11 protein-coding genes and 1 pseudogene are annotated in these 13529 nt (G+C 55.3%); 3 read left to right on the forward strand and 9 right to left on the reverse strand.

What is annotated here, in order from left to right:
- Both TH5_RS25670 and TH5_RS19590 read left to right on the forward strand, forming a co-directional pair.
- Window positions 1-204 (forward strand): annotated as a pseudogene (locus TH5_RS25670) (hypothetical protein); the annotation flags it as partial.
- 49 nt (window positions 205-253) lie between these two features.
- Window positions 254-1543, forward strand: a complete 1290-nt coding sequence (locus TH5_RS19590; protein ID WP_385968060.1) for a benzoate/H(+) symporter BenE family transporter — start codon at window positions 254-256, stop codon at window positions 1541-1543.
- Window positions 1544-1598: 55 nt separating this feature from the next.
- On the opposite strand, the gene TH5_RS19595 is transcribed toward TH5_RS19590, so the two are convergent.
- Window positions 1599-2039 carry a VOC family protein gene (locus tag TH5_RS19595; protein WP_114123280.1) on the reverse strand — a complete coding sequence of 147 codons (441 nt, stop codon included), beginning with the start codon at window positions 2037-2039 and terminating at the stop codon, window positions 1599-1601.
- Window positions 2040-2472: 433 nt separating this feature from the next.
- Here TH5_RS19595 and TH5_RS19600 point away from each other — a divergent pair, with 433 nt between their 5' ends.
- Window positions 2473-5955 (forward strand): indolepyruvate ferredoxin oxidoreductase family protein, encoded by a 3483-nt coding sequence (locus TH5_RS19600; protein ID WP_114123281.1) that lies wholly within the window; start codon window positions 2473-2475, stop codon window positions 5953-5955.
- A gap of 69 nt (window positions 5956-6024) precedes the next feature.
- Here the strand turns inward: TH5_RS19600 and TH5_RS19605 are convergent, their stop codons facing one another.
- From TH5_RS19605 to TH5_RS19640, 8 genes are all read right to left on the reverse strand, one after another.
- Window positions 6025-7215, reverse strand: coding sequence for a patatin-like phospholipase family protein (locus TH5_RS19605; protein WP_114123282.1), 1191 nt, complete (start codon window positions 7213-7215; stop codon window positions 6025-6027).
- Window positions 7216-7597: 382 nt separating this feature from the next.
- The gene (locus TH5_RS19610; RefSeq protein ID WP_062952502.1) at window positions 7598-8062 is read right to left on the reverse strand and encodes a cache domain-containing protein; all 465 of its coding nucleotides are present in this window, start codon (window positions 8060-8062) and stop codon (window positions 7598-7600) included.
- A 48-nt stretch (window positions 8063-8110) separates the two neighbouring features.
- On the reverse strand, window positions 8111-9811 hold the full coding sequence (locus TH5_RS19615; protein ID WP_114123283.1) for a methyl-accepting chemotaxis protein: 1701 nt from the start codon (window positions 9809-9811) through the stop codon (window positions 8111-8113).
- A 36-nt stretch (window positions 9812-9847) separates the two neighbouring features.
- Window positions 9848-10228, reverse strand: coding sequence for a hypothetical protein (locus TH5_RS19620; protein ID WP_114123284.1), 381 nt, complete (start codon window positions 10226-10228; stop codon window positions 9848-9850).
- A gap of 256 nt (window positions 10229-10484) precedes the next feature.
- Entirely contained in the window at window positions 10485-10985 is a 501-nt protein-coding gene (locus tag TH5_RS19625) for an MmcB family DNA repair protein (RefSeq protein ID WP_244204983.1), read from the reverse strand.
- Between the two features lie 28 nt (window positions 10986-11013).
- Window positions 11014-11259, reverse strand: a complete 246-nt coding sequence (locus TH5_RS19630; protein ID WP_007090950.1) for a DUF2312 domain-containing protein — start codon at window positions 11257-11259, stop codon at window positions 11014-11016.
- Between the two features lie 125 nt (window positions 11260-11384).
- Window positions 11385-12554, reverse strand: a complete 1170-nt coding sequence (locus TH5_RS19635) for a carboxylate-amine ligase (protein ID WP_114123285.1) — start codon at window positions 12552-12554, stop codon at window positions 11385-11387.
- Between the two features lies 1 nt (window position 12555).
- Window positions 12556-13356: an N-formylglutamate amidohydrolase gene (locus TH5_RS19640; RefSeq protein WP_114123286.1), complete on the reverse strand. Its 801-nt coding sequence runs from the start codon at window positions 13354-13356 to the stop codon at window positions 12556-12558.
- Between the last annotated feature and the right edge of the window lie 173 nt (window positions 13357-13529).

The following is a 13529-nucleotide window of genomic DNA, read 5'->3' on the forward strand; positions in this document are numbered from 1 at the left end:
GGCGGTGTGGTCGCGGCCATGATCGGCAAACGATATTCCGGTGAATTGCAGGACGAACTGGATCATGGCGGGTTGCTGCTTTGGGTACAGACACCCGACGAAACAAAGGAAACCCGCGCCAAAGACATCCTTGCCCGGCATCAGGCCAAACTGATCGGCACCCACGAGGTGGCAAACCCGCACACCAAGCGCGATATGCTGTGACCACCTGCCCTGAATAACCGTCGACAAAAGAAGCCCCCGGCAAATGCCTGTGGGGCTTTCTTTTTTCTGGTCTGTATCGCACGATCCCACTAAATTCACCCGCTCTGCCACCGCATTTCCCATCCATCCGTTTTACCTGTTTGACGGAGCCACCATGCTGCGCGATATCTCGCCCCAAAATCTGTTCATGGGCATTCTTGCTGCCTTTGTCGGATCGGCCAGTTCCTTTGCTGTCGTTCTTCAGGGGCTTGGTGCCGTTGGCGCAACGCCCGATCAGGCGGCATCGGGCCTGATGGCGCTATCGGTCGCCATGGGGCTGTGCTCGATCTATCTGTCATTGCGTACCCGCATGCCGATCAGCATCGCATGGTCCACCCCCGGTGCGGCATTGCTGGCAACGTCCGGTGCAATTGACGGCGGTTTTGCCGTGGCCGTCGGGGCGTTTATCATTTGCGCGATCCTGATCATCATCTGCGGCATCTGGAAGCCGTTGGGCCGTGCGGTTGCCGCCATTCCCGCCCCGCTTGCCAATGCCATGCTGGCTGGTGTGTTGCTGGGTCTGTGTCTGGCACCGATCAAGGCGGTTGCGTTCAATCCACTTCTGGGCCTGCCGATTGTCATTGCCTGGCTGGTGGTCGGGCGGATTAATCGCCTGTTTGCCGTGCCTGCCGCCTTGCTGGCCTTCATCATTGTCATGGTGGTCGGCGTGGACTTCCCCGAAAACACGCTTGGCAGTCTTGGCGGGGCCATCGTGCCGCCGGTCGAATTCGTCATGCCGGAATTCACACTGGCCGGTCTGGTGGGTATTGCCCTGCCTTTGTTTATCGTCACCATGGCATCACAAAACATTCCCGGCACGGCAGTTTTGCGCGCCAATAACTATGATACCCCGCCCGGCCCGCTTTTTGCCGTGACCGGCTTTTTCTCGTTACTTGCCGCCCCCTTTGGCGGACACGCCGTCAACCTTGCCGCGATCATTGCCGCCCTGTGTGCAGGCGAGGATGCCCATCCCGATCCGAAAAAACGGTATTGGGCCGCGGCCTTTGGCGGGGTGTTTTACATCCTGTTCGGATTGCTGGCCGGGCTTGTCACCGCCTTTGTCAGTCTGGCTCCCTCGATCCTGATCGAAGCGGTCGCGGGCCTCGCCCTGATCGGGGCATTTTCCGGATCGGTGGTTGCCGCCTTCAAGGATGATGACGCGCGCGAAGCCGCCGCCGTAACCTTCCTTGTCACCGCCGCCGGTCTATCCTTTTTCGGGGTTGCTGGGGCCTTCTGGGGATTGCTGGCCGGTGGGCTGATCTATTTCCTGACCCATCTGCGCAAAGATAAAACCGGCTAAAACAAAAGGCCCTGCCGATTATCAGCAGGGCCTTTTTTAGTGGCGCAGTCAAAAATCATTCCGGCTGCGGGATCGTCAGGTTGCCATTGGCATCCAGTTCCCAGAACGGGTTATACGCCACTTCCCAGGCATGCCCGTCCGGATCGCGGAAATATCCCGAATACCCGCCCCAGAACACCTTTTCCGCCGGTTTCTGGATGGCGGCACCGGCTTTCTTTGCCTCTGCCATCACTGCATCGACTTCGGCCTCGTCACGTGCGTTATAGGCAATCGTCAGACCAGCAAAACGGGCACCGGTATCATCATCAAACTGCCCGTCCTTGATCAGGTCCGCCCGGCCAAACAGGCCAAGCGCCAGCCCGTTGGACAACTGATAGAAAACCACCTGTCCCTCGACCATCTGGGTGACTTTCCAGCCAAGCCCGTCCTCGTAAAAACGCCGCGACCGGTCAAGGTCGGCCACGCCAAGTGTAATCAGCGATACACGTTGATCCATTTCATGCTCCAACTCTCAGGGCCTTGACCCTAAAGCACCCAAAACCCGCGCCGACCTTAACACCCGACTTTGATGTTGCCGAGGATAGACTCGATCACATCGGCAATTTCGCACCGCAGCACGCCCGCAATAAAATTGCGCGCAAATCGGTACCGGAATAAGTAAATATCAAGTTGACCCAACGTCAACCAGTGCAATCAGGCGTTTTGCACATTGCAATGCGAGTTGATTTGAAAAAAGGTCAGCATTCATTACCATTATTCCGTCAGACAGCGATCCGTCCCGACCAAACGCCAAAGCCGGAACGCCAATGACAGCAAAGAGAATTTTACGGGCCATACCAAAAAGCTGCGCGTAAACTTATATCAATAAAAGCAGCGCAACTGGCCCACACGACCCCGCAATCAGAGAGAGATCCCGAGGGAGACTGGTCATGGCACAATTGGCGGCAATTAGCCTTGATGACAAATATACGCTTGAAGAAGGCCGGGTCTATTTGACCGGTATTCAGGCGTTGGTTCGATTGCCCCTGATGCAGCGCCAGCTTGACGCGCGCGCAGGCCTGAACACTGCCGGATGTATTTCCGGTTATCGCGGGTCACCACTGGGCGGCCTTGATCAGCAGCTTTGGCGCGCCAAAAAATTCCTGACCAGACAGCAGATCGAATTTCAGGCCGGTGTGAACGAAGACCTTGCCGCCACCGTCGTCTGGGGCAGCCAGCAGGTCAATATGTACAAGGACGCCAAATATGATGGCGTCTTTGGCATGTGGTACGGCAAGGGGCCGGGTGTTGACCGCTCAGGTGATGTTTTCAAACACGCCAACTATGCCGGCACGTCAAAACATGGCGGCGTTCTGGTTCTGGCCGGCGATGACCATTCCTGCAAATCATCCACCCTGCCCCATCAGACCGAATATGCCTTTATCGATGCGCAAATCCCGGTTCTGAACCCGTCCGGGGTTCAGGATATCCTTGATTTCGGGATTCATGGCTGGGCCATGAGCCGCTATTCCGGTTGCTGGGTTGCGATGAAAACCATCGCCGAAACGGTTGAAAGTTCGGCTGCCGTCGATGTCGCACCGGATCGCATCACGCCGATCATCCCCGATAATTTTGCCATGCCCGAAGGCGGGCTCCATATCCGTTGGCCCGACACGCCAAAGGATCAGGAACACCGCCTGATGAAATACAAACTCTATGCCGCCCTTGCCTATGCGCGCGCCAACAAGCTGAACAAAACCGTGATCGACAGCCCGAATGCACGGCTTGGCATCATCACCACCGGCAAGGCCTATCTCGATGTCATGCAGGCATTCGATGACCTTGGCATATCCGAAGCCGATGCCGCAAAAATCGGCATTCGCGTGCTGAAAGTCGGCATGAGCTGGCCGCTCAATCGCGACGATGTGCGCGAATTTGCCATGGGCCTTGAGGAAATCATCGTCGTTGAGGAAAAACGCGCGGTGATGGAAAACCAGGTCAAGGAACAGCTTTATAACTGGCGCGAAGATGTCCGCCCGACCGTGATCGGCAAATTCGATGAAAAGGGCGAATGGATTCTGCCCTCGATGGATGAACTGACCCCGGCGCGCATCGCCGTTGTCCTGGCAGAACGCATCAAACGTTTCTATGACAGCCCGAAAATCCACGAACGCATCGACTGGCTGGAACAGAAAGAACGCGAAATCGCCGAACCGCGCCCGGATGTTGCCCGCATTCCGTGGTTCTGCCCGGGTTGCCCGCATAACAGCTCCACCAAGGTCCCCGAAGGCAGCCGTGCCATGGCCGGGATCGGGTGCCATTACATGGTCAACTGGATGGACCGTTCAACCGAAACCTTTACCCATATGGGCGGCGAAGGTGTCACCTGGATCGGGCAGGCCCCCTTTACCAACACAAAGCACGTTTTCCAGAATCTCGGTGACGGCACCTATTACCACTCCGGGTCGCTTGCGGTGCGCGCCGCCGTCGCGGCCGGTGTCAACATCACCTATAAAATCCTGTTTAACGATGCGGTTGCCATGACTGGGGGCCAACCGGTTGACGGTCCGCTGACCGTACCGCAGATCACCCGCCAGATGGCCGATGAAGGCGTTAAACGCATCATCGTTCTGTCCGATGAACCCTATAAATATCCGGTCGCATCGCATTTCGCCGACGGTGTCGATATCCGCCACCGCGACGAACTGGACAATACCCAGAAAGAACTGCGCGAAATCGAAGGTGTGACCATCCTGATCTTTGATCAGACCTGTGCGGCTGAAAAACGCCGCCGCCGCAAACGCAAACTGATGGTCGATCCACCCAAACGCGTCTTCATCAATGATCTGGTCTGCGAGGGTTGTGGCGATTGTGGTGAAAAATCCAACTGCTTGGCCGTCGTGCCGGTCGAAACCGAATTTGGCCGCAAACGCGCCATTGACCAGTCGGCCTGTAACAAGGATTTTTCCTGCCTGAATGGCTTCTGCCCAAGCTTTGTCACCATCGAAGGCGGATCGCTGCGCAAACCCGAAGCCGCCGCCAAAAGCGGTAATGCGGGCGATGCCATCTTTGCCAGCCTGCCGCGTCCGACCCTGCCCGATATCACCGATCCGTGGTCAGTTCTGATCACGGGTGTTGGTGGCACGGGTGTCGTTACCATCGGTGCCCTGCTTGGAATGGCCGCCCATATCGAGGGCAAGGGCATTGTCGGTCTTGATATGGCGGGGTTGGCGCAAAAGGGCGGTGCGGTTGTAAGTCATATCCGCTTTGCCGATACGCAGGAAAAACTCCATGCCGCACGCATTCCGGCGGGCGAAGCCAATGTGGTGCTGGGCTGTGATCTTCTGGTCGCGGCAAGCTTCGAAGGCCTTGCCAAGATGCGCCGCAACTTTACCCAGGCGGTCATCAACACCCACGAAACCGTCACCGGTGCCTTCACCCGCAACCCCGATTTCCAGTTGAAATCGAACGAACATATGAAGGTCATTTCCGATGCATGCGGTGCTGATGCGGTGAACTTTGTCGAAGGCAGCGATATCGCCACCCGCCTGATGGGCAATTCGATTGCCACCAACCTGTTCATGCTTGGTGTCGCATGGCAGCGCGGCCTGATCCCGATCACCGAAGAAGCCCTGATGCAGGCGATTGATCTGAACGGTGTCGCGATTGATATGAACAAGCAGTCCTTCTATTGGGGCCGCCTGTTTGCCCATGATCCGAAACGCGTGCTTGATGTCATCGGTCCGAACGAGACCGAGGCACACCCGATTGCCACCACGCTTTCGGATATCATCGCCAAACGCAAAGCCTTCCTGACCGATTATCAGAACGCGGCCTACGCCAACCGGTTTGCCGCACTGGTCGACAGGGTTGCGGCGGCGGAAAAACGCCTTGATGGGGGTGATGATCTGGCCCGGACGGTGGCGAAATATTACTTCAAACTGCTCGCCTACAAGGACGAGTATGAAGTCGCCCGTCTTTATACCGATCCGGCCTTCAGGGCCAAACTCGCCAAGAACTTCACCGGCGATTACAAAATCCGGTTCCATCTGGCCCCACCGGCCCTTGCCGACAGGGACCCGGAAACCGGCCACCTGAAAAAGCAGGCCTTTGGCCCCTGGATGATGAATGCCTTTGGCATTCTTGCGAAATTCAAATTCCTGCGCGGCACGGCACTCGATCCGTTCGGTCGTACCCATGAACGCAAAATGGAACGTCAATTGATTGCCGATTACGAGGCACTGGTGGACGAGGTCATCACTGGCCTTAACCATGACAATGCCCGGATTGCCAACGCCCTTCTGGCCCTGCCCGAACAGATCCGGGGTTATGGCCATATCAAGGATGGCAATATCGACAAGGTCAAAACCCGCGAGGCCGAACTGCTTGAACAGTTCCGCAACCCGCCGGAACATCTGAAAGCCGCGGAATAATCCGCTTGGCAAAATCTGCCAGAAAACAAAGGGGCCGCATGATCAGCGGCCCCTTTTTTTATGTTGATGTTACGCCAGTCGCGGCCGTGGCCCGCCCAGCGGGAAATGCAGATCGGGCAGAACCCGTGCCGCCCGACGGCGCAGATCACGCACCGGATGTTCGCGAATCTGCCGACTGCGGTAACTGGCAATCATGTCATCGGTCGCCTGATAGCCATCGTCAATCCCGCGATCAAGGTTCTCCCACGTCCAGTCGTAATTGATATGCGGCGAAACCGGGATTTCGATGATGTCGATCTTCCGCCCGCTTTCGGCGACTTCACGTTTGAAGGCCTTGACGGCATCCTCGCTTGCCGATGCGGCAAACAGCATGATCAGGTTGTTAAGCGCGTCATAAAGATTTTCCGGCTGACGCACCTGCTTAAGGTCCAGAATACGGCTGACCCAGACTTCCTCGACATCGGGATGATGGCGCAGGAAATCAAAGAAATTGACCGTATCAACCGTCGCCCCCTCGCAATAGGTATCGCCGTTTATTTCAACCGGTTCCTCGATAAACGGCAGGGCCGAACAGGCACACAGCGTCTGCGCATTCATCTGCGGCAGATTGTAATGATCGGGCTTGTTGGTAAACAGCTCTAACCGCTGCTGTGTCAGGTTATAGGCGTTATGGAACAGAGCCGGTTTATCAGGCTGATACAACCGGTCGAAATCAAGCCGATCCAGAAACATGCTGTCTGGCGAATAGATTTTCGCCAATCCCTTGGTCTTGGTCTGGTACATCGCACCGACCATAAAGCGCGACAGCGGATTGACCGCCAGAATACCGTTCAACAGCACATCGTTAAGGTTATGGGGTGTCCAGTATTTCGGATTGCCCATGAAATGGCGGACATGCTCGGCGGCCTCACCGATGGCTTCGGGGACGATCAGCCCCTGATAGCTGCCCGGATTAAAGAAATAGGAAAGCCGGTTGGCGAAATCGGAAAAGAAATCCGGCGCAAAGGCCGATGCAATCGGAAAGCGTTCATAAACGCTTGCCGGGCGGAATATCTTGCGGAAGAACCCGATGGTTTGATCAAGTTCCTGTCCCTCGTCCGCCTGATGCCAGGCCACCGAAAGCCACGCACCGATGCAGGCAGATGACCAGATATCGAACGTGATATCAGGTTCCTGCTGAAGTCGTTTCAGAACCCCGATACTTAATCCGACGGCAGGTCCACCGCCGGACAAAAAGATTGCCCGCTTGATTTTTCTCACAGCTATCTCCCACTCATTTGTCGTTAAACGACTGAACACCCGAACGCTGCGTTGGAATAACGCCGCAGTTGCCAGCGCTTCCACCCAGGAGATATCAGCCCGTCTTGCGCGAGCCTCTGAAGCTGAGAAGCATTATAACCTATTCAATATTTAAGATAATTTACCATTCGACATCAAACTTATGAAAGTTTGGAACAAATATAGACCATCGAATAGTGTGAAAACCCAAATATCTATACCAGTAAAATGCTTCGTAACTTTTATTTCACTATTTGTGTGATGACCGTCACAGGAAAAAGTATACTTCCGTGATTGCCACATTACAAAACGAAGAAGGCCGCCAATTTGGCGACCTTCTGTAATCACGGGATTCGACGATCCGTTATTCGTAATAACCGACCATGAAGATTTTGCCGTCATGCGGCTTTACCCAGGTTTTCTTTTCGGCAAGTTTCTTGGTTTCCGGGTGGGTCCAGGTATAGTTGGACCAACCACCATCCGGGTTCGTCTTGCCGGTTTCCACCATGTCACGAATGATGAAATTGCTGTTCACATCCTGAAGGTCCCAGATTTTCGGATTGTTGATCAGCTTCGGATTGATCGCATGGGTCAGGAACGTGCCCTTTTCGCCGTCGGCAACAATCACATAATACTCGTCAAAAACATATTCGCCGTCCTTGTCGTTGAAGGTGGCAAAGGACTGATCCTGGCCAACTTCGTCATAAAGTGCGATGGCCTTATCAACCAGCCCCTGTGCGGTTGCCGCCTTGTCCTGGGCCTGTGCAAGGCCGGTGGTCAGGCAAAGTGCGGTCATGGCAGATACAAAAAGACGCATAAGTGTTTTCATCAGGTAATCCCCTTTGATGAACCTGTTGGAAGAAAAATGGAAAATGGATCAGACCGCCCGCAAACGGGCGACAAGCCCGTCCACGGATGAACTCAGACCGGTCATCTGACGGCCAAGTTCACCGGTTGCCTGCCCGACGGAATCGGCTGACTCGCGTGTGGCACGGGCGATTTCACGCACATCGCCAATCCCGCCTGAAACGGTTTCGGCGTAACCGGCGGCTTCCGAAATGCTGTTGCTGATCTGGCCGGTGGCCGTCCCCTGCTCCAGCACCGCGTCGGCAATGGCTTTAAGGATACCGTTGACGTCATTGACGCTGGCAACAATCGTCTGGATCGCCTCGACCGCAAGAACGGTTTCGGTGCGGACATTGGCGATTTCGGATGCGATTTCCTCGGTCGACCGTGCCGTCTGGCTGGCAAGGTTCTTGACCTCGTTGGCTACAACGGCAAAGCCCTTTCCGGCATCCCCGGCACGGGCCGATTCAATCGTCGCGTTAAGTGCTAAAAGATTGGTCTGTTCGGCAATATTGCCAATCAATGCCGCCACATCCTCGATCCGGACACTGGCTTCTTCAAGCTTGCGGATTTTGGCATCCGCATCCAGTGCCTGCTCGCTTGCGGCCTGTGCGCGTCGGCTACTTTCCTGGATTTCATTGCTGATCTGGGAAATGGCGGCCGCAAGGCTGTTGGCAGCCTCTGAAATCTCGCCCATATTGCGGCTTGATTTACCCGATGCATCATAGGCATTCTCGCTTTGCTGATCGGTGCGTTCGGCATTGGTCAACATCGCACTGGCCGATGCACCGATTTCCTCGATTGCAGCACTGACCGCAGTTGCCGTTCCCTGCACCGATGTTTCGATCTCGGCGGCAAGTTCCTGCATAATATGGCGTTTTTCCTCGGCCGCCTTGGCTTCGTCTTCTATGCGTTTGCGCTCGGCTTCCTGCAAACTTTCTGCATTCTGGCGGAAGATTTCAACCGCGCCTGCCATGCTGCCCATTTCATCGGTCCGTCCGGTAAAGGGCACGTCGATATCGGCCCTCCCATCGGCAAGTTCCCGCATGGTCGCCGTCAACCGCTTGACCGGCACACCAATCACCCGTGTGATGGCAAAACTGATCAACACCATCGCAAGCACGGCGACAACCGATGCAATGATTGTCTGGTTCTGGGCTGCCATGCCGGCTGCCATCGCATCCGAACTGGCAACATCCATGCGGTTTTCCGCCGTTTCACGAAGCTCCGCCAATGTCGTCATCAGGCTTTCGTAATCCGACTGTGCCGACCACGAAAAACTCAGCGCCCCGGTATACTCGATATCAAGCATCCCCAGAACCTGATCGATTTTGGCAAGGTAATCTTCGTAAAGCTTGGCCGCGCCTTCCGCAATCTCGCGTTCCGGCCCCGGCAGATTCTGATCACCCAGCATCTGGGTAAAGGCATCGCGCGCCGCCGTAATCTGCGACTGCAATTCCGCATTCACGCTGCTCATGCGGTCTTCGTCAACGCCTGCCGCCGACCACGACAGCAGGCGATAAACCGTCTGATGAACCTTGGTGACATTACGGTCGATATTGCCGATATCGCGAACCTCCGGATAGGCCTCCGAAACGGCAAATTCCAGACCGTTGCTAAGTGATACAATCGCGCGTCCCCCGATGACGCCCACAATGGCAATGGCGATAACCCCGATCAGCGGCAGGACCGCCAATTTGGTACCAATATTCAGATTGACGAAAGTTTTCATTCTGTAACGTTCTAACCAATTGTAACTACAAGGATATCAGGCAACTGCCCCAACAGTTTCCCGGAAGGTGGTGACTATGGCGTCACCCTTGTTTTTGCGATGTCCCTTAACCACGTCATTGGCAACACAACGATCATCCTCCGGCCCCATTCCGCCAGATGCGAAATGCGTGCGCGGCAAATGCCGATTGTTTGTTTTTATTGAAAATCTGAAGACATGCCGGGCGTGGATAGCCACAGACAGGTGTGCAGCCCCGCACCGGATAAAGTTCGGATCGGCATACCGGATGCAACGCCCCCGCGCCCCGATGCCATCCCCCGATACAAGCCCAAGGCTTGCAGCCGCTCTCGCAGCACGTCCCATCCCCGCCATCGTACCCCCACGATCCGACAGGCGCGCAAAAATGCACCCCGTCATACAGGTTTCCGCGGCATAAACCGATCTTGATCGTTTCCAGGGATATTTTCTTCTATCACCTGACCGCGCGGCAGAGTGTAGTCAGCGACCACTAGCGCAACCAAGTGACATGTTTGTTAGGATATTAGTTCAAAAATGAGACAAGAAATACTACCCTAAGGTATCCATTCCCTATCGGGGTATCGTATAAGTATTACATAACAAAGACTTATACATTCACAGATTTATACTGTTTTCTAATTTAGTTTTTCATACTTTACAGAACGAAGATTTCACTGTCCGCTTCCGGAGTCATCCGGCCTGCTGCCGTCCTTCCGAATGAAATCAGTAATTTCTTTCTGCGCGCTGCTGACAGTTTCTGATCCGGCTCCGGCGCGGGGCGCACAATGGCCGCCTCAAACCGGTCGGCAACGATCAATCCGACATCAACCGGGATCAGGTCGCGCGGAAATTCCATCGGCACGGCAAAGAAAAACCGGTCGCAATAATCAAGATAGCTTTCCCACTTCTGATCAACGCGAAAATCCTCGACCGATGATTTGACCTCAATGGCCCAAAGATCACCCTTTTCCCCAAGGGCCAGCACATCAAGCCTCCGCCCGTTGCCAAGCCTAAGCTCGGTCAGGCACGCCATGCGGTGATGATACAAAAGACGGCAAACGCCTTCTGTGACTTCGCTTGTGATTTGGGGGCGATTGCGGTCATTCATCGCCACAGGATACAAAAACAAAAGCCCGCTCGAAAGCGGGCTTTGCATCTTGGCGCGACACTCCTGACAAACGGGCTTAGCTCATGCCAAGCGCACGTTTGTAAACCTCAAGGATTTCTTCCTGTTCGGTGCGTTCGTGGTCTTCCATTTTGCGCAGACGGATAATCTGGCGCAGGATTTTCACGTCGTAACCAAGCGCCTTGGCTTCACCGTAAACTTCCTTGATATCAGCCATCAGGTTGGCTTTTTCTTCTTCAAGGCGTTCGATGCGTTCGACATAGCTCGCAAGCTGATCGGCTGCGATTCCACCGACTTCGGTCATTCCTGATATTCTCCGATCATGTTTGCGCAGCGGAAACCGGTGCGCTGAATTTCAATGCGGCGCGACGATACTCAATGCGCTTTGCCATGACAAGACCCGTTCGCCCGGCAAATTTCAGACGGCTTTCAAACTGCCGATTTTTCGCCGGGCACCGTATGCGCAATCAGGTGATCGGCCACCGCAAGCAACGCATCGCGCGGGCTGGCACCCTTTTCCACCGCATCGGTATAAATCTCGCGCTGGCGGCGTGCGCTTGTGCCGCGTTTGATAATGGTGCGCGCATGTTCGACTTCCGCGACACAGCCAAAATGCTCGGCATCCGGGCGGATCAGCTCGATGATTTCTTCAAGCAGATCGGCATAGGGCACAATCTCCGCCCGGCCAAAATCGATCAGCCCGGTTTTATCCCCGACGTCACTGCCATACCGGCACGCCCGCCAGCGGTTTTCACGCACCAGCATGTTCGAATAAATCCGCCACCGCTGGTTATTACGCCGCAGGCGATACAGCATCCGCATCAGGCATCGCGTGATCGATGCAACACAGATCGCATCTTCCAGATCGGTGCAAACATCGGCAATCCGCATTTCAAGCGTCGGCCAACGGTCGCTGGGCCTCAAATCCCACCAAAGCTTGGTGCCATCCTCGATCACCCCGGCCTGGATCAGCATATCGACATGGCGACGATATTCCGCCCACGATCCAAACACTTCGGGCAACCCGGTACGTGGCAAATTGTCAAACACCGAAAGCCGGAAGGTCTGAAGCCCGGTATCGCGCCCCCGCCAGAATGGCGAACTGGTCGTCAGGGCCAGAAGATGCGGCAAAAAATAACTCGCCTGCGCCATCAGCTCGATCCGCAGATCGTCATCCTCAATCCCGACATGCACATGCATGCCGCAAATCAGAAGCCGATCAACAACCGTGCGAAGGTCACGCGCAATCGTGCTGTAACGCTCACCCTCGGTGTGTTTCTGGCTGTCCCATTGCGCAAACGGATGGGTCGATGCCGCCAGCAACGCCATGTCATAACGTGCGGCAATATCGGCAACCGTGCTGCGCATATGCGTTAACTGGTCACGCGCCTCGGCCGCACTGTTGCAAACCTTGGTGCCGGTTTCGACCTGGCATCGCATGAACTCGCTTGATACCTGATCGCCCAGTTCATCCTTGCAGTCTTTCAGAAAATCCGCTGCCGGGTCCGTCGCCAGATCGCGACTTTCGCGGTCCACCAGCCAGAATTCTTCCTCGATCCCGATGGAAAAGCCCGGTTCGCGCGAATGGGACACCGCCAAATCAGTCTCTCCTGATTTTATAAAGGTTCGGGTCGGCCAGGATGTCGACAAAGGCATCGCCAAGGATTTTGGCCCATTTTTCACATCCCGCATCAGTATCAATCAGATCCTGCCGGATTTCAATCGACACACAGGGCAACCCACCGGCTTCACCATGATGATCAATGGTGTAATCGGCCATATGCTGCCCGGAATAGGGTTCGTTATCACCAATCGTCAGATCGGGATTCTGTTCGCGAAGCTTCGCCAGCAACGGCACCGGAATACGGTCATCCTGATCCCAAAGCACGCCGATCTCCCACGGGCGTTCAAACCCTTGGAAAACAGGGGTAAAGCTATGAATGGCGATCAGGGCCGGGACGATTTTATGGGCATGGAAATTGGCAATGCGTTCTTCAATGGCCCCGTGATAAGGCAGGAAAATCTCGCGGATGCGTTTCATATGCTCCGTCGGCGAAACGTTTTTATTGCCCGGCACGACCGTCTGATCGGCAATTTCGGGCATCCCGGTCGGGTCCCAAAGCTGCCGATTACAATCAATCACCAGCCGCGAATAACCGCCCAGAACCGCAGGACAATCAAACCGCTTCACCAGAATTTCGGTCACCTTGCGCGCCCCGATATCCCAACCGATATGGCGTTTGCGTTCTTCTTCCGGCAGGCCCAGCGTACCAAGGCTTTTGGGGATTTCGCGTGAAGCATGGTCACAGACAAAAAGCGAATGCCCCTTGCCGTTCTCGTTCAAAACCTCAAACGGTGCTGGATCATCATGGCCCAGCAGCGACCCGGTATGGTGGCTCACGCGAATTCTCCTGAAATTGGGGCAGCTTGAAATTTTCGGGTCCAAAACCGGCACAGACCGGCATATCGGACCCTGTTGAACTATCAATTTATTGCAGGACTGACAAGGTCGCCCGCACGTCCCTTTTACAACAGTTCAACGGACACTTTGCAGCAACGCCAAACATCCCGTAA

The organism is Thalassospira xianhensis MCCC 1A02616 (genome assembly GCF_003326475.1).
Taxonomy (GTDB): domain Bacteria; phylum Pseudomonadota; class Alphaproteobacteria; order Rhodospirillales; family Thalassospiraceae; genus Thalassospira; species Thalassospira xianhensis.